Annotated in this window: 20 protein-coding genes and 1 pseudogene; 9 read left to right on the plus strand and 12 right to left on the minus strand. The window is 66.8% G+C overall.

Annotation, left to right across the window (positions count from 1 at the left end; genetic code table 11):
- Window positions 1–7: 7 nt before the first annotated feature.
- From P9A16_RS19715 to P9A16_RS19750, 8 genes and pseudogenes are all read right to left on the minus strand, one after another.
- Window positions 8–613, minus strand: a complete 606-nt coding sequence (locus P9A16_RS19715) for a histidine phosphatase family protein (RefSeq protein WP_023516414.1) — start codon at window positions 611–613, stop codon at window positions 8–10.
- Entirely contained in the window at window positions 610–1,710 is a 1,101-nt protein-coding gene (locus P9A16_RS19720; RefSeq protein WP_023516415.1) for an ABC transporter ATP-binding protein, read from the minus strand. The genes P9A16_RS19715 and P9A16_RS19720 overlap by 4 nt, the downstream gene beginning before the upstream one ends.
- Window positions 1,707–3,452 (minus strand): ABC transporter permease, encoded by a 1,746-nt coding sequence (locus P9A16_RS19725; RefSeq protein WP_023516416.1) that lies wholly within the window; start codon window positions 3,450–3,452, stop codon window positions 1,707–1,709. Before P9A16_RS19725 ends, P9A16_RS19720 begins: the two co-directional genes overlap by 4 nt.
- A 51-nt stretch (window positions 3,453–3,503) precedes the next feature.
- Entirely contained in the window at window positions 3,504–4,625 is a 1,122-nt protein-coding gene (locus P9A16_RS19730) for an ABC transporter substrate-binding protein (protein WP_023514787.1), read from the minus strand.
- A 24-nt stretch (window positions 4,626–4,649) separates the two neighbouring features.
- Window positions 4,650–5,486: a MurR/RpiR family transcriptional regulator gene (locus tag P9A16_RS19735; protein WP_024270290.1), complete on the minus strand. Its 837-nt coding sequence runs from the start codon at window positions 5,484–5,486 to the stop codon at window positions 4,650–4,652.
- A gap of 218 nt (window positions 5,487–5,704) precedes the next feature.
- Window positions 5,705–6,987, minus strand: a pseudogene (locus P9A16_RS19740) (NAD(P)/FAD-dependent oxidoreductase).
- Between the two features lie 119 nt (window positions 6,988–7,106).
- Window positions 7,107–8,003 (minus strand): fructose bisphosphate aldolase, encoded by an 897-nt coding sequence (locus tag P9A16_RS19745; protein WP_023514610.1) that lies wholly within the window; start codon window positions 8,001–8,003, stop codon window positions 7,107–7,109.
- A 70-nt stretch (window positions 8,004–8,073) separates the two neighbouring features.
- Complete coding sequence (locus P9A16_RS19750; RefSeq protein ID WP_278025910.1) at window positions 8,074–9,579, minus strand: winged helix-turn-helix domain-containing tetratricopeptide repeat protein; 1,506 nt, start codon at window positions 9,577–9,579, stop codon at window positions 8,074–8,076.
- A gap of 134 nt (window positions 9,580–9,713) precedes the next feature.
- Between P9A16_RS19750 and P9A16_RS19755 the strand changes: the two genes are divergently transcribed.
- The 3 genes from P9A16_RS19755 (at window position 9,714) to P9A16_RS19765 (ending at window position 12,305) form a co-directional block, all read left to right on the plus strand.
- A complete protein-coding gene (locus tag P9A16_RS19755) occupies window positions 9,714–9,917 on the plus strand; it encodes a DUF1127 domain-containing protein (RefSeq protein WP_023514608.1) in 204 nt (67 codons plus the stop codon).
- A gap of 24 nt (window positions 9,918–9,941) precedes the next feature.
- On the plus strand, window positions 9,942–11,108 hold the full coding sequence (locus P9A16_RS19760; protein ID WP_023514607.1) for an MFS transporter: 1,167 nt from the start codon (window positions 9,942–9,944) through the stop codon (window positions 11,106–11,108).
- Between the two features lie 84 nt (window positions 11,109–11,192).
- On the plus strand, window positions 11,193–12,305 hold the full coding sequence (locus P9A16_RS19765; protein WP_023514606.1) for an aminotransferase class I/II-fold pyridoxal phosphate-dependent enzyme: 1,113 nt from the start codon (window positions 11,193–11,195) through the stop codon (window positions 12,303–12,305).
- A gap of 6 nt (window positions 12,306–12,311) precedes the next feature.
- Here the strand turns inward: P9A16_RS19765 and P9A16_RS19770 are convergent, their stop codons facing one another.
- The 3 genes from P9A16_RS19770 to yghU all read right to left on the minus strand — a co-directional run bounded on the left by P9A16_RS19770 (window position 12,312) and on the right by yghU (window position 15,602).
- Window positions 12,312–13,133, minus strand: a complete 822-nt coding sequence (locus P9A16_RS19770) for a helix-turn-helix transcriptional regulator (RefSeq protein WP_023514605.1) — start codon at window positions 13,131–13,133, stop codon at window positions 12,312–12,314.
- A 143-nt stretch (window positions 13,134–13,276) separates the two neighbouring features.
- Window positions 13,277–14,527, minus strand: a complete 1,251-nt coding sequence (locus P9A16_RS19775) for a cysteine desulfurase-like protein (protein WP_278025911.1) — start codon at window positions 14,525–14,527, stop codon at window positions 13,277–13,279.
- Between the two features lie 160 nt (window positions 14,528–14,687).
- Complete coding sequence (gene yghU, locus P9A16_RS19780; RefSeq protein WP_023514603.1) at window positions 14,688–15,602, minus strand: glutathione-dependent disulfide-bond oxidoreductase; 915 nt, start codon at window positions 15,600–15,602, stop codon at window positions 14,688–14,690.
- Between the two features lie 181 nt (window positions 15,603–15,783).
- On the opposite strand from yghU, the gene P9A16_RS19785 reads away from it, so the two are divergent.
- The gene (locus P9A16_RS19785; RefSeq protein ID WP_278025912.1) at window positions 15,784–17,586 is read left to right on the plus strand and encodes a diguanylate cyclase; all 1,803 of its coding nucleotides are present in this window, start codon (window positions 15,784–15,786) and stop codon (window positions 17,584–17,586) included.
- A 52-nt stretch (window positions 17,587–17,638) separates the two neighbouring features.
- Here P9A16_RS19785 and P9A16_RS19790 read toward each other — a convergent pair whose 3' ends face one another.
- Window positions 17,639–18,469, minus strand: a complete 831-nt coding sequence (locus P9A16_RS19790; RefSeq protein WP_023514601.1) for an oxidoreductase — start codon at window positions 18,467–18,469, stop codon at window positions 17,639–17,641.
- Window positions 18,470–18,588: 119 nt separating this feature from the next.
- Between P9A16_RS19790 and P9A16_RS19795 the strand changes: the two genes are divergently transcribed.
- The 5 genes from P9A16_RS19795 (at window position 18,589) to P9A16_RS19815 (ending at window position 23,643) form a co-directional block, all read left to right on the plus strand.
- Window positions 18,589–19,485: a LysR family transcriptional regulator gene (locus P9A16_RS19795; RefSeq protein WP_023514600.1), complete on the plus strand. Its 897-nt coding sequence runs from the start codon at window positions 18,589–18,591 to the stop codon at window positions 19,483–19,485.
- Between the two features lie 22 nt (window positions 19,486–19,507).
- A complete protein-coding gene (locus P9A16_RS19800; RefSeq protein WP_023514599.1) occupies window positions 19,508–20,710 on the plus strand; it encodes an adenylate/guanylate cyclase domain-containing protein in 1,203 nt (400 codons plus the stop codon).
- 86 nt (window positions 20,711–20,796) lie between these two features.
- Window positions 20,797–21,642, plus strand: a complete 846-nt coding sequence (locus tag P9A16_RS19805) for a hypothetical protein (RefSeq protein ID WP_051758613.1) — start codon at window positions 20,797–20,799, stop codon at window positions 21,640–21,642.
- Between the two features lie 84 nt (window positions 21,643–21,726).
- Entirely contained in the window at window positions 21,727–22,317 is a 591-nt protein-coding gene (locus P9A16_RS19810; RefSeq protein WP_023514597.1) for a 3'-5' exonuclease, read from the plus strand.
- Window positions 22,318–22,533: 216 nt separating this feature from the next.
- Window positions 22,534–23,643, plus strand: a complete 1,110-nt coding sequence (locus P9A16_RS19815; protein WP_023514596.1) for an efflux RND transporter periplasmic adaptor subunit — start codon at window positions 22,534–22,536, stop codon at window positions 23,641–23,643.

A 23,643-nucleotide genomic window follows, 5' to 3' on the forward strand; every position in this document is an offset into this window, starting at 1 on the left:
CGCCTCGTCAGTCGGCGACGGAAACATCCGGGGCGACGGAGCCGATATTGTAGCCTTCGAGCTGGGCGGCCGCGCCGTTCTTCTGCGGGAAGTTGAGGATCGTCGCGGTACCCGGCGTGACGGGAACGACGCGCGACGGCGGCAGGTCGAGGAATTCATGGCAGACGGCGCGGATGACGCCGCCATGGGCGACGACCAGCAGGTCGCCCTCCGTGCGGGACATCCAGTCGTGCACACCATCGGCGACGCGGCCGCGGAAGGCGACCCACGTCTCGCCCCGCGTCGGGGTGAAGGTGCCGGCGCGCCAGGCGACGTAGTCCTCGGGATGGTCGGCGATCAGGTCCGGCTTGCGCAGGCCCGTCCACTCGCCCATGTCGAGTTCGCGGAACCGCTCGTCGGAGGGGGCGTCGGGGTGGCCGATGAGCGCGACGGTCTGCCGGGTGCGGCCGAGATCCGAGGCGATGATGCGGGCCGGCTTCAGCGCTTTGGCATAGGGACGGAAGCGCTTGACCTGGGCGACGCCGCGTTCGGACAACAGCGAGTTGTCCTGGCCCTGCAGCCGCTGCTCGGCGTTCCATTCCGTTTCGCCGTGACGCATGAGGATCAGCCTCATTGATGTATCCTTTCTCCAGTGGCGGCAAAGACCGCATCGGGTGTTCGAATGAACGAGAGGGGGATCGGCTCGCCGGGCGTCGCCGTGAAATAGCCGTCCGCCATGCCGGTGATGCGCAGGTCGCCGATCATCGCGGTCACCATGGTCCGTCCGGCAATCGGCGCGGCCTCGGCAAAGCGCGCCGTCAGCGAGGGCATGCCGGCGACGACGCCGACGCCGACATCCTCGGCACGGTAGAGGAGCTGCGCTTCCGCCCGCCCGCCGGCAAGCGCCGCCGGCGCGAGGGCGAGGTCGTTGAAGAAGAGGGCATCGCCCTTGAGGCGCACCGGCAAGAGATTGGCCGGCGGCGTGCCGAGGAAGGTGGCGACGAAGGTGGTCTGCGGGTTGCGCAGGAGGTCGATCGGCTTGCCGAACTGCTCGACGCGGCCATTGTTGAGCACCGCGACGTGGGTCGCCATCGTCATCGCCTCCACCTGGTCGTGGGTGACGTAGACCGAGGTCGCGCCCGTTGCCCGGTGGATGCGCATCAGCTCGCTGCGCATCTCGATGCGCAGCTTCGCGTCAAGGTTCGACAGGGGCTCGTCGAAAAGCAGGATGCTCGGCTCGGGCGCGATGGTGCGGGCGATCGCCACGCGCTGCTGCTGGCCACCGGAAATCTCCGCCGGATAGCGCTCTGAAAGCGCGTCGATGCCGAGCAGGGCAAGCACCTCCCTCACCCGGCGCTCCCGCTTTTCGCGCGGCCATCTCGCGACCTTCAGCGGCCAGGCGATGTTGCCGGCAACGGTCATGTGCGGCCAGAGCGCGTAGCTCTGGAAGACGAGCCCGGCATTGCGCCGGCCGGCATCGGCGATGACGCCGCCCGTGCCGCTGGAGACGGTCTGCCCGACGAAGGCGATCTCGCCCTCGCTCGGGCTTTCCAGGCCGGCCAGCATGCGCAGCAGGGTCGACTTGCCGCAGCCCGACGGGCCGACGAGAACCAGGAAAGCGCCGGGCGGAACGGAGATATCGACGTCCTGAACGGCGGTGAAGGCACCGAACCGTTTGACGAGATTGCGGATCTGGATGGCGTCCGCGGCGCCTTTCGCAAGGGCGTTCATGTCTCTTTCCATTTCTGGACGCGGTTCTGCAGGCCATGGGCGAGGAAGGAAGCCGCAAGGCAGACCACGAGGATGACGAGGGTGATGGCATTGGCGAACTGCATGAAGCCTTCGGCCGCATAGCGGTAGGCGACCATGCTGAGCACCGGCGAGGTAGCGGTGAAGAGCAGCACGACGAGCGAGAGGTCGCGCACCATCTTCACGAAGACGAGGATCGCCCCGGCGAACAGGCCCCGGATCGCCAGCGGGAAGATGATGGCGAAGAGGCGCCGCACGAGGCTCGCGCCGGTCAGCCGGGCGCTTTCCTCGATGTCGGCAGAGATCTGCCCGAGCACCGAGCGGCCGGACTGCACGGCGAAGGGCAGGTTGTGCGCCGAGGCCGCGATGACCAATAGCGCGAACGTGCCGTAGAGGGAAGGCAGCGGGCCGATGGGCGCACCGTAGAGCGCGATATAGGCCGCGGCGAAGGCGATGCTCGGGATCAGCAGCGGCAAGAAGGCGAGCTGGCTGAGCACGGTGGCGAGCAGGCTGCCGCGGCGCTGCACGATCGTATAGGCGAGCGCCAGGCCGAGCAGCATGGTGGTGAAGGCGACGACGAGGCCGAGACGGATCGTCGTCCAGAGCGCGTCGAGCAGCACGGGATTGCGGAAGATGCCGGCCTGGCCCTGCGCCATCTCGCCGCCGCCCTCGCCGATCCAGAAATGCAGTGTCCAGTTGGAGAACAGCGCACCGCTCTGCGGGGCGAGGCTGGAGGCCGCCAGAACGAGAACGGGCAGCACGGTGGTGACGAAGCCGATCAGCACGGCGAGCGCAAAGAGCGGCCAGCGCCAGCTGCCCAACGGGAAACGCTTGGTGCGCCCGCCCTTGCCGGTGACGGTGATGAAGGCCTTGCGGCCGGAGACGATACGGTCGGAGAGAAAGAGGAACAGGGCCGAGACGGCGATCAGCAGCAGCGCGATGACGAAGCCGCGCTCGTTCTGCCCGGTCTCGATCATGCCGAAGAGGCGGGTGGAGAGCGTCTGCATGCGCACCGGCAGGCCGAGCAGTGCGGGTGCGGCGAAGTTGGAGACGGCGCCGGCGAAGGTGAGCGAGGCGGCGGCGATCAGCGCGGGCGTGACGACCGGCAGGATGATGCCGAAAAAGATGCGGGGGCGTTTTGCGCCGGCCATCTGCCCGGCTTCGACAAGGTCGGCCCCGACGGAGCTGAGCGCGGCGGCGATGATCGTATAGGCGAGCGAATAATAGTGCGCGACGAGCACGATCGCCGTCGGGATGAGGCCCCAGGCGAGCCAGTCGGGAATGGCAAGGCCGCTCGTCTCGAAGAAGCCGGCCGAGCCGCCGAGCCGGGAATTGCGGAACAACGTGCCCCAGGCGAGCGCGGCGGCAAAGCTCGGGATCATGTAGGGCAACGTCGCCATCAGCGCGAGGAAACGACGGCCCGGCACGTCGGTGAGCACGACCAGCCAGGCAAGGAAGCCGCCCATCAGGAGGCAGCCGCCGGCGACGCTGAAGCCGAGGATCATCGTGTTGAGGAGCGGGCGCCACCACAGATTGGCGGAGAGCCGGCTGGCGAGCACCGCCTGCCAGGCCTCGAGACCCTCGGGCGTCAGCGTGGACAGGAGAATGCGCAGGAGCGGCGCGACGACGAGGACGGCGACGATGGCGATGAGCAGCGCCGGCAAGAGAAAGCCCGATCGGAGCAGGCGCCTGCCCGATGGCACGGAAAGCGACGTGGATGTCATGATGATCCTCCACGTCCACCGGCGCACGCAAGGCGCCGGTGGACGGGTCCGTTACTGAAGCGTGATGATGAGGTCGGCGATGCGGCCGCGCGCGGCCGCCGTCTTCGCCGGATCGATCGTCCAGGCCTTCAGCTCGCCGAGCTTGACGGAATCGGGGTGGTCGGCGATCGCCTTACGCACCGCATAGTCGCCCGGCACGTTGAAGGGCTCGAAGCCCGGACCGCCGGTCGGCGTGTCGTCGCCGAACATGAAGTCGATCAGGAGACGCGCGGCGGCCGGATGCGGCGCCTTGTCGGCAATCGTCAGCACCGCCGGGAAGAGGATGCCGTTCGACGGCTCGACATTGTTGGCGACCTGCAGCGCCCAGCCTTCCTTCTCGTTATCGCGGCGGTCGGAATAGGTGCCGAAGCCGACGGGCGGGTTCTTGGCGCCGGCATCGCCGACCGACTTGTTGAGCACGTCGCTGTTGGGGACGAGGATCAGGTCGTTTTCGAACAGCGCCTTGATATACTGCTCGCCGGCCCCTTCGAGGCCATCCTCGATCTCGATGTCCTTGCCGTACTGCGTCTTATAGGCCGCCGCCATCTCGGCGGGATGCAGCGCGATCTCGGTCAGGAGATCGAGCAGTTCGCCGCGCTGGCTCGGATCGACCATCAGCACCCTCCCCTGCCATTCCGGCTCGGTGAGCTGCCAGAGATTGGTGACGGGCGAACCGTCCGGGAAGGCCTTCTCATTGTACATCAGCACCTTGGTGGAGAGGCGCTGGGTGAGCAGCGGCGCCTTGTAGCGATCCTCCAGCTCGCCCGCCACGCGCGGCGGCACGTAGTTCACGACGCGCTTTCCCTCCAGAAGCTTCGTGAAGACGACGGGCGTATCGGCGATGTAGAGCACGTCGACGGCATGGACGCCGGCCTGCTGCTCGGCCTCCACGCGGGCGATCTGCTTGGTCGAGCTCATGTCGACGCCGACCAGGTCGATGCCCGGATAGGCCTTCTCGAAGGCCGCCTCGATCTTGGCGATGCGGCTCGACAGCGAGAAGACCGTGACGCTGCCCTCCTTCTGGGCGAGCGGCAGCAATTGCTCCGGCGTCAGGCTATCGAGATCCTCGGAAAGCGCGATGCCCGGCAGGGCGAGACACGCCACGAGGGCGGATGCGTATACTCGTTTCAGCATGGTTTCCTCCTCCATTTTCCCCATTCAGTCGAAGTCGTTGAAAAGCTCCGACAGTTTCTCCAATCGCCCGATGACTTCCCGCTCGTGCCGTCCGGCGATCGTCAGCACGATGCCGTTGACAATGGCGAAGGGGATCGTCGGGGTCTGGAATTCGCTTCCCGAACGCCCGCGCGGGGCGGCGAGCATCAGATCGGCCGCAGGCTCCATCAGCGGTCCGGCAAGGTCCGAGACGAGAATGGTGCGTGCGCCGACCCGCGCGGCGTGGCGCACCAGCGGCCCGTAGCTCTGCGGCTGCTTGCGGAAGGCGAGCGCGACGACGAGGTCGCCCGCCTCCATGCCGACCAGCCGCTCGGCAATGTCGCGGCCGCGGCCCGTCAGCGCGATGGTCGTCATGCCGAACCGGTCGAGCCGGCGCTGCAGGAAGCCGGCGACGGACTGGGCATGGCCCTGGCCGAAGACGAAGACGCGGCGCGCCTCGAAGATCATGTCGGCGGCGCGGTCGATATCGGCCTGCGGCACCGCGCGGGCCAATGCCTCCAACGCGGTGATCTCTGCCGCGATGAGGTCGGAAAGGTAGTCGCCGTGCTCGACCTTGGCGACCGAGCGGCGCATGCGGTTGGCCGCGTCCTGATCGAGCAGAACCTCGCGCTGCAATTCGGCGCGCAGGTCTGGAAAACCCTTGTAGCCGAGCTTCTGCGCCAGCCGTGTCGCCGTCGCTTCATGCACGCTGGCGCGCTGGGAGAGCTGCGGGCCGGACAGGAACGCCGCCTCCGCGCGGTTCTCCAGCATGGCGGCGATCAGCTTCTGGTCCGCCTCCGTGAGCCGGCGGGACTTGGCCTTTATGCGATCGAGAAGGGTCATGGCGCTCGACAAGGTTGTTTGCAGCGCCGATGGTGTTGGCAAAGTACCTTGCAGTCAAGACAGGCACCGCAAGAATCCTTGCAAGGCTCTGCAAAGCCGCGCCGCCGGGCGGGGCCGTGGGAGACAATTCGGCAGGGAAAACAAGGCGTCGGGGCCGGCGGCCCCGAAACAGGGAGCCGCGACCGGATAGATGGAATGCGAAGGAACCGGCGGGGTCGCTAGCGCTCGTTCCGGTGAATGTCGCGCTGGGTGATGAGGCGCGCGCTGTTGCGGCCGGTGGCATAGGACCACAGCCAGCTCAGCGCCACGGCGATGCGGCTGCGGGTGCCGATCAGGAAGAAGATATGGGCAATGCCCCAGAACCACCAGGCCAGCGCGCCCTTGAGCTGGATGCGACCGAAATCCACCACCGCGGCGCTCCTGCCGATCGTCGCGAGATTGCCGGAATGGCGATAGCGGAAGCGCCCCGGCGGCGGTTTACCGGAGAGCCGGTCGCGCAGCAGCCCTGCCACGAAGCGTCCCTGCTGCTTGGCCGCCGGCGCGATGCCCGGCACCGGCGTGCCATTCTCGTTGAGCACGCTGGCCGTATCGCCGATGACGAAGATCTCGGGATGGCCGGGCACGCCGAGATCCGGCCCGACCCGCACACGCCCGGCCCGGTCGGCCTCCACGCCAAGCCAGGCCGCGGCGGGAGACGCCTTCACGCCCGCCGCCCAAAGCACCGTGCGGGCGGCGATCTCGTTTTCGCCGATGCGCACCCCCTCGTCGGTGATGTTCGTCACCGCCTCGCCGGTCTGCACACTGACGCCGAGCCGGGTGAGCGCCGCCTGCGCATAGGCCGACAGGCTCTCGGCAAAGGCCGGCAGGACGCGTGGCCCCGCCTCGACCAGGATCACGCGGGCGGTGCGCGTGTCGATGTTGCGGAACTCCTTCGGCAGGATGTGCTGCGCCAGCTCGGCGATGATGCCGGCAAGTTCGACGCCGGTCGGTCCGGCGCCGATCACCACGAAGGTCAACAGCGCCGCCCGTTCCGCGGCGCTCTCGGAGACCTCGGCCTTCTCGAAGGCGAGGAGCACGCGGCGACGGATCGTCGTCGCATCTTCCAGCGACTTCAGGCCCGGCGCCGCGCCCTCCCATTCGTCGTGGCCGAAATAGGAATGCCGGGCGCCGGTTGCCAGCACCAGCGTGTCGTAGGCAAGCGGGCGCTCTCCTTGAGATCGACGCGCCGTGCCGCCTCGTCGATGCCGACCACCTCACCGAGGATCGTCGTCACGTCCGCGCGCGTCTTGAAGAGGTTGCGGACCGGCCAGGCGACATCGGAGGTGGGCAGGATCGTCGTCGCCACCTGGTAGAGCAGCGGCTGGAAGAGATGGTGGTTTCGCTGGTCGACGATCGTGATGTGCAGCCCCGGAAACCGCAGCGCCTTGACCAGCGCGAGGCCGGCAAAGCCGGCGCCGACCACGACGAGACGGTGAGCGTTGGAGGAAGGCGCATCCTGCATGTTCGTCATCCCGCTTGTCCTTGTTCCACACGCAGACGCCGCGAACGAGGCGGCGCCCCTGTCGCGGCGTGCGTTTCATACCGTTTCAGGGCAAGGGCCGCACCGGCCCGGCCCCGCCCTCAGACCTTCACCACGCTGGCGGTGTAGATTTCGTCGATCGTCCTGCCGAGGCTGGCGTTGAACGCGGCATCGTTCATCGTCACGCGCAGATCCTCGGTGAGGGCGCGCGAGAAACTGGCGATCATGCCGTGGTTGCGGCTGAGCTTCTCGCAGGCATCCGCCCGGCTGTAGCCACCCGAAAGGGCGACGACGCGGGTGACCGCCTTGTGCTCGACAAGCGGCTTGTAGAAATCCGCAAGCGTGGGGATGGTGAGTTTCAGCATCACCTTCTCGCTCGCCGGCAGGGCGTCGAGCTCCCGGGCGATCTCGTCGCGCAGGATCGCCTCGGCCTCCCCCTTGCTCGGGCTCTTGATCGAGACTTCCGGCTCGATGATCGGCACGAGGCCGTGGCCGAGGATCTGCCGGCCGACCGCGAACTGCTGCTTCACCACGGCGGCAATGCCGGCCTTGTCGGCATGGGCGATGACCGAGCGCATCTTGGTGCCGAAGATGCCTTTCTTCGCCGCGCGGGCAAGCAGGGCGTCGAGATCGGGCATCGGCTTCATCACCTGCGCGCCGCTCTCCTCGGTGGCAAGACCCTTGTCGACCTTGAGGAAAGGCACCACGCCGCGCTCCTCCCACAGATAGGCCGGCACCGGCCTGCCGCCGGCGTCGCCGTCCATGGTCTTCTCGAACAGGATGGCACCGATCACCTTTTCGCCGGTGAAGGCGGGCGCCGTCATGATGCGCACGCGCATCTCGTGCATCAGCCGGTACATCGCCTCCTCGCCGTCATAGTCGGTCTCCGCGATGCCGTAGAGCCGGAGGGCACCGGGCGTCGAGCCTCCGCTCTGGTCGAGGGCGGCGATAAAGCCCTCCTTGCCGGTCATCTGCGCCATCATCCTTGCATCGGCCATGGTTTCCTCCCTGTTGCGGGCCGGGACGCGGCGCGCCCTGCCCTGATCTCTTCTTGCCCGCCGCCCGGCCTCATGCCGGAAGGCCGGCCCTGCGGTAACCCTCGACGAAATGCGCGCGCGTCGCGGCATCGCGGAACGGCTCCGTCTCGGCCCATTGGCTGGTCGAAAAATGCGGATTTGCGATCAGGAACAACGCGACCTCCGCCCGCGCCTCGTCGAGCCGGCCGAGCTGGGCAAGGCTTGCCGCGAGGAACCGGCGCGAGCCGGTGCGGTAGGTCTCGTCGCGGATCAACGTCTCGACGGCGGCCTCGTAGGCGCCGGCGGCATATTGCGCCTGACCGAGCGTCAGATAGTACCAGCTCGCCGGATAGGGATTGAGCCGGAAGGCCTTGCGGATCTGCTCCAGCCCTTCCTCGACGCGCCCGGCAAGCACGAGGATGTCGGAGCGGGTGGCGAAGGTGTCGGCCTCGTTCGGATCGAGCGCGATGGCCCGGTCGAATTCCGCATCCGCTTCGTCGAAGCGGCGCTCGTAGGCGAGCAGGTTGGCCAGCACCCAGCGGCAGCCCGCGTCGTTGGGGTCGATCGCGACGGCTTTTTCCGCAAGCGCGAGGGCAAGCCCACGGGCCGGCTCCTCCGGCTCGCCCCAGTGCACCCAGCCCATCCAGTGGTTCATGGCGAGCCAGCGGTAGGCCTCGGCATAGTGCGGATCGAGCGCGACGGCGCGCGTCAGCATCAGATGCGCCTCGCGCGCCGTCTGTGGCGAATCGTCGATCAGTTTTCGCGCCCGCACGCACAGGTCGTAGGCTTCGAGGCTCTTCGGCCGGTTGCGTGGCGGCGGTGCGCGCAAGCGCCCGAGCAGCGCCTCGACGATCTTGCCGGCGACCTCGTCCTGTACGGCAAAGATGTCGTCGAGGCTCCGGTCGAAACGATCCGCCCAGAGATGGTCGCCATGCAGCGCATCGACCAGCTGGGCATTGATGCGCACACGCCCGCCGGCATGCCGCGCACTGCCCTGCAACAGGTAGCGCACGCCGAGATCCTTGGCGATGGCGCACACATCCGCCGCCCTGCCCTTGTAGGCGAAGACCGAGTTGCGGGCGATGACGAAGAGGCCGGGCATGCGGGAAAGGTCGGTGATGAGATCTTCCGTCAACCCGTCGGAAAAGCTCTCCTGCTGCGGATCGCTGCTGACATTGACGAAGGGCAGCACGGCGATCGACGGCCTGTCGGGCAGCGGGCGGGGCACCCGATCCATCCGGTGCGGCGCGATGGCCCCGGTGAAGCGATAGCCGACGCGCGGCACCGTCGAGATCCATTCGCCGCCGCCTTCGGCCGGGCCGAGCAGTTTGCGCAGCTGGGCGATCTGGACGGTGAGGTTGCCCTCCTCGACGGCCATGCCGGGCCAGGCCGCATCCATCAGCTCGGCCTTGCCGAGGATTTCGCCGGGCCGCCCGACGAGCGCGGCAAGCAGCTTCAGCCCGCGATGGCCGACGGCAACGGGATCATCGTTCCGAAGGAGCGTTCCCGCTCCGGAATCAAGCACGAACGGACCAAAGGCAAAGCGCGCTCCCTGCATAGGGCGCATCTATAGCCGGTTTTGGAAGTTTTTGAGAACTTTTTGGGAGGGCTTAAGGACGGTTCCCGCCCGCCGCCGGCACAATCGAGCCTTCAAGACCGGGCCTTTCCCCGGAAAATCCCTTGGAGGTTGCCATGACCCACATTTCCACAGCAAGGCCGTCCGCCCCGCCGGGCCGTGTCAGCATCCGCACACTTCTGGCCGCCTGGGACGCCCGCCTGCGCTTCCGCTGGGATCTTGCGCGCAAGGCGGCGGAGACCCCGCACCTGATCGAGGATATCGGCCTGACGCGCGACGCGGTCGATACCGAGATCGCCAAGCCGTTCTGGCGGGTATAAGACCGGGATCATGTCGAGGTTTGCATGACGGCGGAAAGCACGACATCAACAGGGGAGAGCGGCATCCCGTGGGCCGCGATGGCCGGGATCATCGCGACCGTCTCGGTCTTTGCCCTGGCACAGGGGCTGACCTATCCGCTGCTCAGCTTCATCCTGGAACGGCAGGGCACGACACCCGCCCTCATCGGCCTGTCGGCCGCCATGACGCCGCTCGGCTTCATCGTCTCCGCACCCTTCATTCCGGCGCTCGCGCAGCGCGTCGGCGGGGCGCGGCTGGCAATCCTCTGCGCACTCCTCGCCGCGTTCGCGCTTGCGGCCATCGGGTTCGTGCAGGACGTGCGTGCCTGGATGCCGCTGCGCTTCCTGCTCGGCGTCTTCGCAAATCCGCTCTACGTGGTCAGCGAGACCTGGCTGATCGCGCTCACGCCCGCCGCCCGCCGCGGCCGCATTCTCGGCCTCTATTCATCGGTCGTCTCCGGCGGCTTTGCCATCGGCCCGCTGTCGCTCGGCCTTGTCGGCACGGCGGGTTGGGCACCGTTTCTCGTCGGCATCGTCGCCTTCGTCCTCTGCAGCCTGATCGTGCTCGCCGTCGCGCAGCGCCTGCCGGACATGCCGCAGGAGGGCGAGGCGGTATCGATCGGCGGTATTTTTTCGCGCGCGCCACTCCTCCTCTTCGCCGTCTTCACCGCGGCCGCCTTCGAGCAGACCTTCGTGTCGCTCTTTGCGGTTTATGGCACAGCGCTCGGCAGCAGCGAGGCGCGCATCGCCGCGCTCATCACCGTGTTCATCGCCGGCAACGCCGTGCTGCAGGTCGTGCTGGGGCGCATCGCCGAACGGTGCGGTGCGGCGCGCACCATGCTGGCCTGCGCGCTTGCCGCACTGTTCTTCTGCCTGCTTTTGCCACAGGTCTTTGCCGCCTGGCCCGTCTGGCCGCTCCTCTTCATCTGGGGCGGGGTTTCCTTCGGCATCTACACCATGGCGCTGATCGAGCTCGGCGAACGCTTCACCGGCCAGGCGCTGATCGCCGGCAATGCCGCCTTCGCCCTCGTCTGGGGCATTGGCGGCATGACGGGTTCGCCCGCGACGGGCCTTGCCATGCAGTTGGTCGGCCATCAGGGACTGCCTGCTTCCCTCGGTCTCCTGTGCTTCATGCTCGCCCTCCTCCTGGTGCTGCGCCGACGACAGGTCTGAGCCATCCCCTTCGAGGTGGATGGGAAGCGTTGCCGCCTTGCTCTAGGCTTCTTGAATGCCGGGCAAGGACAAGGAGAGCGCCCCATGAAATACACCCGCATGCCCATCGAGCTCGAATCGCCCGAACAGCTCGGCTACGACACGATCCGTTACAACCTTTCGGAAAGCTCCGTCGCCGACCGCCGCCTCGGCGAGCTGAAGCTGACGCTCGACGACATCCTGCTGTGCTACGGCGACCATCGCGGCGCACCCGACCTGCGCGGCCTGATCGCCGGCACGGGCGAAGGCCTTTCGGCCGACGACGTGCTGGTGACGGCCGGTGCTGCGGGCGCACTCTTCATCATCGCGACCTCCATGCTGAAAGCCGGCGACCACATCGTCGTGGTGCGGCCGAACTACGCGACCAATATCGAGACGCCGCGCGCCATCGGCTGCAAACTCAGCCTTGTCGACCTCACCTTCGAGGAAGGCTACCGGCTGGATCTTGCAAAGATCGAGGCTGCGATCCGACCGGAGACGAAATATGTCTCGGTCACCTATCCGCACAACCCGACGGGCGTGATGATTTCGCCGGCCAAGCTTGCCGCCCTCGTCGCGCTGGTGGAGCGCAAGGGCATCCATCTGCTGTTCGACGAGACCTATCGCGAGATGACCTTCGGCCCGATGCTTCCGGTCGCCGCCAGCCTGTCGGACAGGGTGATCAGCGTCTCCTCGCTCTCGAAGACCTACGGCATTCCCGGCATCCGCATCGGCTGGCTGATCAGCCGCGACGCCGCACTGATGGAGACCTTCCTTGCCGCCCGCGAGCAGATCGGCATTTCCGGCAGCATGGTGGACGAATACATCGCCTATGTCGCGCTCAGCCAGCGCGAGGAGTGGCTGGCCTTCAACAATGCCCGCATCGCCAGCGCCTTTGCCATCGTCAAGGACTGGATCGCCAGTGAACCGCTGGTCGAATGGGTCGAGCCGTCGGGCGGCTGCGTCTGCTTCCCGCGCATCGTGCCGTCGGCGGATGTCGATCTTGCCACCTTCCACGAGCGCCTCTACAGCCAGCACCACGCCTATGTCGGCCGCGGCCGCTGGTTCGAGCAGGACGACCGGCACTTCCGCATCGGCTACGCCTGGTCGAGCGAGGCGGAACTGCGCCAGGGCCTGGCGGCAATCTCCGCGGCGATCCGCGAAAGCCTGAGGACCTGACAGGCTCTAGAGGTTGAGGCTGCGCAGGAAGGCGGAGAACAGCTCCTGCTGGGTCGAGAGATTGAGCTTGGCATAGAGCTTCTGCCGGTGGGTCTTCACCGTGGCGATCGAGATGCCGAGATGGTAGCCGATCGATTCGCTGGAATGGCCCTTGAGGATCAGCAGTGCCACCTCCCGCTCCCGCGGGCTCAGGAGGCCGCGGCCGAAATCGGTGAAGAGATGGTCGAGGGGGCGCGGCTGCGGCCGCGCCTCGCTGCGGGACAGATGCGCCCACAGCCGGCGGAAGATCGCGGCGATCAGGGCATGGGCCTCCCGAAGCCGGGCGACCGACGCTGCATCGAAGCCGCCTTCGCTGCGGATGCGCGACAGGCTGATCTCCGCCATCTCGCCGCCCGGCAGGTCGACGGCGATGAGCAGTTCCTCCATGCCTTCCGGCCAGCCATGTGTGCGATAGCCGAGCTCTTCATCCTCGTGACGGCGGATGTCGAGGCCGCGATACAGATCCGAGCCGAGATAGTTGTCCGGCGCCAGATCCCGCATCAGGTAGATGCCCGAGGCGAGGCCGCCGAGATAGGCATTGTAGAACGGGTTCAGGACATAGGTGCCGGCAATGAACAGGGCCACGGCCCGCTTGGCGCGCGGGCCGGAAAACGTGTCGAAGACGTAGCTCGGCCCACCGTTCTTCCGGTGGACCACCGAGAGCGCGAGATGGAAGCGCGCGAGCGAACCGATGGCCGCCAACAGCGCGGCAACGCTGTCCGGCTGGTCGTAGCGATCAAGCGCATGGGCGAAGGGCGCTACCCAGCGCGCAGCAAGCGGTTCCGACATGGCACCATCTGTGAAAGTCCTGAGAAAAGCCGGCCAGAACAGGTTGCCCGGTCACCGGAACCGCTCCGGCTTCTTGTTCCTATCGTATTGTCCGGCACCGAAACGATGCGGCCCGGCGTGGACTGCACCGCCGGCCGACACAGTTACGATGCAGCGTCCTGCCGCACAAGCGCGCCAACGACGGCAAGCGTGCGTTCGATCTCTTCCTCGCTGTTGTAGTGGGCGATACCGATGCGCACGACGCCTTCCTCTTCGGAGAGGCCGAGATGACGCGCCGGTTCCAGCGCGTAGTTGTGGCCGGACCAGACATTGACGTCATGGCCCGCCAGTTCCTCGGCGAAGCGATGGGTCGACAGGCGGTCATGGGTGAACGAGATCGTCGGCACACGGTGGGCGAAGAGGTTCGCATTGGCGATGCCCATCAGCCGGATGCCGGGCAGCGCCATCAATCCGCCGATCAGCCGGCGCATCAGGTCGGCCTCATAGGCGTCGAAGGCCTGGTAGGCGCCCGCCATCCTCTCGCGCCGCGTGCCCGTCGCGCCCGTCGTTTCGCCGGCCCAGGCGAGATAGTCGATCGTCGCGGTCAGGCCGGCAAGCAGCTCGGTCTGCGGCGTGCCCGTGCAGAAGCGGTCCGGCAGGTCGTCGCTCTGGCAGCGCACCCGGTGGGGCGGCAGCGCGCGCAGCACCTTGTCACGCCCCCACAGGATGCCGAGATGCGGGCCGAAGAACTTGTAGGACGAGCAGGCGAGGAAATCGCAGCCGATCGCCTGAACATCCGGCAGGCGGTGCGGCGCCAGCTGGACCGCGTCAATCCAGACGAGCGCGCCGGCCGCCCGGGCCATTGCCGCAAGCCTGGTCACGTCGTTGATGCTGCCGGTCATGTTGGAGGCATAGGTGAGGGCGAGGAATTTCGTGCGCGGCGAGAGCAGCGCGGCAAGGTCTTCAGGCTCGATACGCCAGGTCTCCTTGTCGAAGGCGAGCCACTTCACCACCAGGCCATGGTCCTCGGCCATGGCAAGCCAGGGCGAGATGTTGCCCTCGTGGTCCATGCGCGTGACGATGATCTCGTCGCCGGCCACCAGCGTCTTGCCGATGACACGCGCCATCTGGAAGGCCAGCGTCGTCATGTTGGGGCCGATGATCATTTCCTGCCACGAGCCGGCGTTGACGAATTCCGCCGCCGCCTCGTGCGCGGCGCGCCAGATCGCGTCGGCCCGCTCGGAGGCGGCAAAACGCCCACCCAGATTGGCCGATGCCGTCGCCATCGCCCCGGCCACGGCATCGATGACCGAATGGGGGACCAGCGTTCCGGCCGGATTGTCGAGATAGGCCGTGCGCGACTGCGCCAGAGCCGGGAAGGCGGCACGGATCAGATCGATGGGATAGGCGGTCATGGGGAACACTCTTTGCGGCACAGGTCAGGATACCCGCTTATCCCGCGTCCAGAAAACCCTCGCAATCCTCCCAGAAGATGAGGCGCTGCCAAGAAAAAACCCCTCCCCAAAAGGGGAAGGGTCTTCAAACACCGGCCGGACAACCCGTGCCCGGTCGTTGTTACGCCGTCTTGCTGGCTTCCAGCTTGTCCTGCGTCTTCGTGTCGAAGTCGGAGGCATCGTGGCGTTCGTGCAGCTGCTCCGCCGGATCGCCGCTCAGCCGGTTGACCATGCGGCCGCGCCTTACCGCCGGCCGGGCGGCAATCTCGGCCGTCCAGCGCTGGACATTGCCGTAGCTCTTGACGTCGAGGAAGGTGCCGGCATCACCATAGGCCTGGCCGAGCGCCAGGTTGCCGTACCAGGGCCAGATGGCCATGTCGGCGATGGTGTAATCGTCGCCGGCCATGTACCGGTTGTCCGCCAGATGCCGGTCGAGCACGTCGAGTTGGCGCTTCACCTCCATCGCGTAACGATCGATGGCATACTGGATGCGCATGGGCGCATAGGCATAGAAATGGCCGAAGCCGCCGCCGAGGAAGGGGGCGGAGCCCATCTGCCAGAACAGCCAGTTGAAGGTTTCCGTGCGGGCGCGCAGGGCGCTCGGCAGGAAGGCGCCGAACTTTTCGGCAAGGTAGAGCAGGATGGAGGCGGATTCGAAGACGCGGACCGGCGCGCCGCCGCCCGCAGGCGCGTGGTCCATCAAAGCCGGGATCTTGGAATTCGGATTGACCTCGACGAAACCGGAGCCGAACTGGTCGCCATCGCCGATGCGGATGGGCCAGGCATCGTATTCGGCGCCCGCATGGCCGGCGGCCAGAAGCTCCTCCAGCATGATCGTGACCTTCACGCCATTGGGCGTGGCAAGCGAATAGAGCTGCAGCGGATGCTTGCCGACCGGCCGGTCCTTCTCATGCGTCGCGCCGGCGATGGGGCGGTTGATGTTGGCGAAGGCACCGCCATTGCCGCTTTCCCATGTCCATACTTTCGGGGGTTCGTAGCCGGCGGGAAAATTGTCGGCTGGGGATTTCTCGGTCATGAATCTATCCTTGTCTCTGCCCGAACGCATCCGGCCTGCCGGATGCACCTCGCTTTATATAGGAAGGCGATTGCATTTCCTTATCCCCTCCCGCGTCCTTCGTTGCAACGGGCAGCCCCTCCCAGCAAATGACGGTGTTTCCTTAATCCTCCTTTCAAACAGCCGCTGGCACTGTAGCAGGATGCGAATCACCACGATCACCAACTGGGCCTATGGAATCACGGTCGTCCTGACCGCGCTTTCGGGCGCCTCCTTCATGATGTCCTCCCGCAGCGCCCTCCATGAGCGCGCCGCGGTCGAGGAGCATCTGACGCTGGATACGCTCGCCGAGGAACTGGCGCTCGGCGCCGAGCTTCGCAGCGACGAAGCGCGGCTCTACGTGATGCGCGGCGAGGAGCGCCACCTGGAGGCGTTTCGCGCGGAGGAGGAATCGGAACGCCGTCGCGAGGCGACGGCCGCACGGCTCATCGCCCAGGGGCTGGCGCCCGGCGAGGCGGAGGCGCTGAAGGAAGTGGTTCGCGACGCCGAGGCGCTGGACAAGATCGAACTGTCCGCGATCGAGGCCTTTCAACGCGGGGGCAAGGACGCCGCGCAGGATGCGCTTTTCGGACCGGAGCACGAACGATTCCAGAAGGCGCTTCTCCAGACGGTCGCCCATTTCCGCGACCTGACGGCGGCGCGCACCGGCGCCCAGCTTGAAGCCGCGCAGGACCGCAGCAACCTGTGGAGCCTCGTCGCCAAGGTCATGCTCGCCTTGACCGGCGCCCTGTTCGTCGCCGTGCTCTACTTCGTCCTTCGCCGGCGGGTGGCGATGCCGCTGATGCGAATGACGGGTATCGTCAGCCGGCTCGCCAAGCAGGACTATACGGTCGAGGTGCCTGTCGACCGGCGCGCCGACGAGATCGGCGAAATGAACGAGGCGATCGAGATCTTCCGCGCCAACCTGATCGAGCGGGAGAAGCTGGATGGCGAACGCAGGGCCGACCAGCGCACCAAGGATATGATCCTGCAGATGATGCACCGGGTTCAGGCGTGCCAGAACCAGGGGGAGCTTGCCGAGGTCGTGGTTCGCTTCGCTCCGCAGATCTTCCCCGAACTTGCCGGCGGCCTCTACATCCTCAACGACAGCAAGACGGCGCTCGCCCGCGCCGGCGCCTGGCTCGAGCCGCAGCATTCGCCGGCGGCGTTTCCCGCCTCCGCCTGCTGGGGGCTCCGCCGCGGTCGCTCCCATGAAAGCGGCACGAGCGGCTCCGACGTTCCCTGCCAGCATCTCGACATGTCGGGCGCGGCGGCGCTCTGCGTGCCGCTGACGGCCCAGGGCGACATGATCGGCCTGCTCTACATGGAGGGGCGGGAGGAAGAAGCGCTCGGGCCGGGCGGCCTGCGGCTCTATCTCGAACTGATCGCGGAAAATGTCGGCCTGGCGATCGCGAACCTGCAGCTGCGGGAGAAGCTGATCGCGCTTGCCGTACGCGACCCCCTCACCGGCCTGTTCAACCGCCGCTTCCTCGATGAAGCATTGCAGCTGCACGGCCAGGATCGCAGCAGCGAACCGCTCGCCTGCCTGATGATCGATATCGACCATTTCAAGCGCTTCAACGACCAGTTCGGGCACGATGCGGGAGACCTCGTCATGCAATATGTCGGGCAGACACTGCGCGAGACGGTGGGCGCCGCCGGCAGCGCCTATCGCTTCGGCGGCGAGGAATTCACCGTGCTCCTGCCCGGGCTCGGCGAGCAGGAAGGCACCGAAATGGCAGACACGCTGCGGCAGAAGATCGCCAGTGCGACACTCTCCCATTCCGGCCAGGTTCTCGGCACCGTATCGGCCTCCATCGGCGTTGCGGCCTCCCCGCTGGACGGCTCCGTCGCGACACTCATCACCCGCGCCGATGCCGCATTGCTCGAGGCGAAAGCCGCCGGCCGCGACCGGACCATGGCCGCAAGCCAGATCAAGAAGGCAGCCGCGCGAAAGAGCTCCTGACCCGCTCCCCGGCTTCGGCGAACGCCGGGAAGCAGGCACTCGCGTCCCCTATTCAGGACGGAAAATCCGTCGAAACCGCGATCGCCCGCCATTCGGCGATGAGTGCTTCGTTGTCCGCATGTTTTGCGGCAATCGCAGCGATCGTATCGCTGCCGAGCGGCAGGCGGACCGGCGGGTTGGGCGCATCGACGAAATCGACGACGACCTCGGCCAGCCTCTGCGGATTGCCGGGCTGGTTGTGGCTGATGACCTTCGCCCTTTCCCGCACCGCACCGGCGGTCTGCGCATAATCCGCAATCTCGATCGGGCTGATCGAGAGCGAGGTCGCATCGAGGAAATCCGTGCGGAAGTAACCGGGCTCGATCGCCGTCGCATGGATACCGAGTGGGGCGAGTTCGGCGGAAAGGGCCTCCGTCAGGCCCTCGACGGCGAATTTCGTCGAGGAATAGACGCCGAAGCCGGGACCGCTGCGATAGCCGCCGATCGAGGAGAAGTTGAGGATATGCCCGGAACGCTGACGCCGCATATGCGGCAGCACGGCGCGGGTGACGGCGAGAAGGCCGAAGACATTCGTCCGGTAGAGCGCTTCCACCTCCGCCCCCGTCGCCTCTTCGACGGCACCGAGCAGGCCATAACCGGCATTGTTGACGAGAATGTCGATACCGCCGAACCGGGCGACCGCCTCACCGACGGCCCTGTGCGCCTGTGCTTCGTCGGTGACGTCGAGCGCGACGGCAAGCAGGTCCGGGCGTGTGCCGAACCGGTCGAGGATCGCCTGCGGGTTGCGCGCTGTCGCAACGACGCGGTCGCCCTTTTCCAGCGCCTTTTCTGCAATCAGAGCCCCGAAACCGCGCGAGGCACCCGTGATGAACCATGTCCGCATAATACTCTCCTTGAGTGTCGGATCTGTGCCCCGTCTTCGGTGGCAGGACGGTTGTAGCGCGACCCATCTGATGAGATAATCGCGTAAGTTCTCGTCGATCTACTGAGCATGATTCATCAATGAGCCGGATTTCCCCTGCCGATCTGCTGCCGTTCCTGGCGATCGCCCGCCACAGGAGCTTTCGCCGCGCCGCCGACGAACTCGGCTGCACCGCCTCTGCCCTCAGCCATTCGCTGAAGGGTCTGGAGAGCCGGCTGGATCTGCGCCTCTTCAACCGCACGACGCGCAGCGTCGCGCTGACGGAGGCCGGCGAGCGGCTCTTGTCGCGCATCGCCCCGGCCTTCCGCGACATCGACGACGCGGTGGACGATCTCGACGAATTGCGCGGTGCGCCGATCGGCCGGCTGCGCTTCAACACGGCGCGCGCCTCGGCAAGGATGGTGCTGCTGCCGCTCGTCGCGCAGTTCCTGAAGACGCATCAGCGCATCAGCGTGGAGATCGCCATCGACAACGACTTCGTCGATGTGGTCTCCGAGGGCTTCGATGCGGGCGTGCGCTTCGGCGAGGTGATCGCGAAGGACATGATCGCCGTGCCGCTCGGGCCGCGCCAACGCAGCGCCATCGTGGCGGCGCCGGCGCTTTTCGAACAGCATCCTGTGCCCCTGACGCCGGAACAGCTGCGCGGCCTTCCCTGCATCGGCCTGCGCTTCGGCTCTGGACGGCTCTATGCCTGGGAGTTCGAACGGGGCGGCGTGGAGCTTTCCGTCGAGGTGGAGGGGCCACTCGTCGTCGGCGACCAGGACCTGATGGTGGACGCCGCGCTGATGGGCGCCGGCATCGCCTATGCGTTCGAGGACCAGGTGAGCGAGCATATCCGCGCCGGCCGGCTGGTGCGGGTGCTGGAGGACTGGTGTCCCTACTACAAGGGGCTCTATCTTTATTATCCGAACCGCCGGCAATTGCCTGCCGCGCTCAGGGCCTTTATCGATTTTGCCCGGCAGGCACACCGCGCCTGACCTGATTTGCGGAGTATCGCCATTGGACCCTCAAGAGATCGGCAATGTCGTGGACTGGCTCGTGCAACAGGGCCTCGACGGTCTGGATGAGACCGAGCTGATCACTGCCTTCTGCCATCGGCTCGGCCGACTGGGCATCGAACTCGAGCAGGCAGCGATCTTCATCGACACGCTGCATCCCGTGCTGGAATCGCAAGGTTATTTCTGGGACGTCGCGGACGAGGCGAGTGCGGCGCGCCGCGACTTCTCGCGCCTGGACGCAGAGCGCAACGAGCCGCAATGGCGCGCAAGCCCGTTCTTCCACATGCTGGAAAACGAGCTCGGCGAGTTGCACATCAACCTTACCGAAAAGAGCAACTACACCTTTCCGGTGCTCGAGGACCTGCGTGCAGAGGGCCACACCGATTATTTCCTCCAGCTCCACCGGCTGGGCGAGGCGATCGGCGAGGTCGATGGCCTGTTCTCGCGCTGGTCGACGAAACGGCCGGGCGGTTTTTCCGCCGAGGACATCGCCTGCCTGCGGCGCACGGTGCCGGCCTTCGCGCTGGCCGTGAAATCCACCGCGTTCCGCCGCATGACCAGCGCGCTCGTCGAGGTCTATCTCGGACGTGACGCCGCGCGACGGGTGCTCAAAGGCCGCATCGAGCGCGGCAAGGTCGACAGCATCAAGGCCGTGCTGTGGTTCTCCGACATGCGCAACTACACCGCGCTGTCGGAAAGCGTGCACAGTGGCGACCTGATCGCCATGCTGGGCGATTATGCCGAGGCGGCCATCTCCGCCGTGCACGCAGCCGGCGGCGACGTGCTCAAGCTGATGGGCGACGGCACGCTCGCCATCTTCAACCACGCCGACCCGCAGGAGGCCGCCGCCGCCAGCCTCAAGGCCTGGTATGATCTCGCCAGCCGCGTCGAGGCGCTGAACGCCCGGCGGCAGGAGGCGGGGCTTGCCACCACGACCGTTCATGTCGGGCTGCATATCGGCGAGGTGTTCTACGGCAATATCGGCAGCAACGATCGGCTGGACTTCACGGTGATCGGCCCGGCGGTCAACGAGGCCTCGCGCATCGTCGCCGCCAGCCGCAAGGTCGGCCGCCAGCTTTTGATCTCCAACGACCTTCTGAGCCTTCTGCCGGTGCTGGAAGCCAGCGCCTTCGAGGATCTCGGCGCATTTCGCCTGAAGGGCGTGAAACGCAAGAAGCGGCTGCATGCGCCGAGGAGGCCATGACACGGCCGGCCGGCAAATTGTGCCGCCGCAATGCCGCCTGTATGCTCCCCGAAACGATCGAACCTCCTCTTGCCGCGGATGACCCGATGACGCTGCCGTCCCCATCTTTCACCCTGCCGCTCCCGCTGGCGGCACTGGCCGCCACCCTCCTCGCCGTCAGCGCGCCGGCTGCCCGGGCGGCACCGGATGCCTGCATCGTCCAGGGAGCCACGATCATCGAGAGCGCCTATCCGACGGCAGCACGGAGCGCCGACGGGACGTTCGTAGTCGATGGCGCGATCATCCGGCTGCCGGAGCAGAACGACAGCGACGCCCATGCCGTGGTGTGCCGTACCTGGCCGTCGCAGCCCGCGCTGACCCTCGTCGCGGTGCCGCTGATGACCCGGCAGGCCGACGACGGAAACGAGGGCGACATCGAGCTCCTCGTCGTGGACAGCAAGAAGGCGACGGTCCGGCAGCGATTGCGGCTTCCCGGCCTGATGACCGATGACGCGCTCTATGTCTCCAGCGTCGCCCTCGACACGGCATTCTATCGCCTCGCATCCAGGAAGATCGCCTTCGGCCTGCGGCTTTCCCTCCAGGGTAGCTCGCGTTCCAATCCCTTCGGTGAAACGACGCTGTGGCTCTTCCTCGTCGACGACGGCAAGCTCCGGCCCGTACTGGACAACATCGTCGTTTCGAGCAACCGGGGAGAATGGGACACAAATTGCGCCGGCGAGTTCGAAAACACCGAGCGCACCCTCTCGATGGAGCCGTCGCCACAATCGGCCATAGCCGACATCGTCGTGAGCGAGACGACCACGACGACCGTCAACGTCGCCGGCAAGGACGGGGCCTGCCTCGACACCGAGACGGCGGCAACCGCCACCCACCGGCTCCGCTACGACGCTTCCGTCTACCGTGTTCCCAAGGCGCTTTCCCGGATGGAATAGGACGGCCCCAGCCTTTGCCTTTTGCCGAATCACCCCGGCGCCGCTAGAGCATGCGCGGATATGCACAAACGGCCGGAGCCATTCTTGAAGACCATCGCAATCGATTTCGAGACCGCCAATGAGCAGCGCGCCAGCGCCTGCTCGGTCGGCCTCGCCTGGATCGAGGACGGCCAGGTGGTGCGCGTCGAGGAGCGGCTGATCCGGCCGAAGACGATGCGCTTCTCCTCCTTCAACATCGCCATCCACGGCATCCGGCCGGACCATGTCGAGGATGCCGGCGAATTCCCGGAGGTCATGGACGAATTCGCCGACGACTTCCGGAACGCCACGATGATCGCCCACAACGCGGCCTTCGATTTCAGCGTCTGGCGCGCCTGCCTCGACCAGTACCGGCAGAGCTATCCGGAGCTGCACTATCTCTGCTCGGTGAAGATGGCGCAGAAGGTGTGGCCGGATCTCGGGTCCCACAAACTCAATGTGCTCGCCGCCCATCTCGGCCTGACCTTCGCGCATCACAATGCGGCCGAGGATGCCGCGGTCTGTGCGCAAGCCGCGCTCTCGATCGCGCGCTCCCTCAAGGTGGAACGCGTGCAGGATGTACCGGCCCGGATCGGCATGAAGGCGGGGCGCCTGTTTGCCGGCGGCTACGAGGCCTGCACCTGCCGCAAGGCCTGACGGGCGGCCCCGTCCCGGGCTTGCCGACGATGCCGTTTTCCGCCTTGCAAAAGCCCGTATCTGGTTGAAAGAAAGGGCCGCGCCGCTGCAAAACGGGGCGCCCCGTACTATCGCCAAAATTTTTTCTATCGTCGCTTTTCATTCCTGGATTGTACGCAGTCGGAACTCTACGTACCGGTCCAACACCGTCATCGTCGGCTGTCATTCGGAGCAACAATGTTCGCACGCAACAAGGCATGGTCCAGCGCGGCCGGGGCCGCATGGCTTTTGATCGCCGTCGCCATCAACGGGCCGCACGCCGCCCGGGCAGAGACGTCGGACGCATCCACCCCGCCGCTGGAACTGGCCGGCGTCGACGTCACGCGCGTCGAGCCGCGCGACATTGCCAGCGACGTGCGGATCTCGGGCTCGCTCACCCCGATCCGCCGGTCGACACTCGCCGCCCGCGTCGCCTCGACGATCGTCGAACTGCCCGTCAAGGTCGGCGATGTCGTCAGGAAGGGAGATCTTCTCGTCCGCTTCGACACACGGGCGCTCGAATCCACCCTGACCGTGCGCCGGGCTTCGGCGGAGGCCCTGGCCGCACAGCTGCAGCTTGCCGAATCCGTCCTGCGCCGCACCACCAACCTCGGGCAGAGCGGCGCCTCCACGGAGGCGGCTACCCTGGAGGCCGAGGCGAATGTCGCCAATCTCGCGGCCCAGCTTCGCTCGAAACGGGCCGAGATCGCGGATGCCGAGCGCGACCTCGCGGACGCGGAGGTCCGCGCCGTGTTCGACGGCGTCGTCGCCTCGCGGCCCGTCGAGCAGGACCAGACGGTGGCGCTCAACACGGAACTCCTCACCATCGTCGATCTCTCCAGGATGGAGGTGGATGCCGGCGTGCCGACCAGCCGTATTCCCATGGTGCGGGTCGGCCAGCCGGTCGAGCTCAATGTCGAGGGTTTTCCGGACAGGACCTTCTCCGGTGCGGTCACGCGCATATCGCCCACCGCCGTCGCCGGCTCGCGGGCCGTGCGGGTCTTCCTGGCGATCGACAACAACGACCGCACGTTGAAGGGCGGCATGTTCACGACGGGCATCCTCAAGGTCGACGAACGCAAGGGCGTCATCGCCCTGCCGAATGCGGCGATCCGCCAGGACCAGACGGGCAGCTTCGTGCTCAAGGTGACGGAAGGCGTGCTGCGCCGCCAGCCGGTCGTGCTGGGCACCGCGTGGACGGACCGGGGCCTCGTCGAAGTCTCGGGGCCTGCGGCCGGCGACGTCGTCGTCTCCGCACCGCTTCCGGCACTGGAAGCGGACATGCCGGTCGTCGTCGAGGGGCTGTAA

The organism is Shinella sp. 838, from assembly GCF_029623935.1.
Lineage (GTDB): Bacteria > Pseudomonadota > Alphaproteobacteria > Rhizobiales > Rhizobiaceae > Shinella.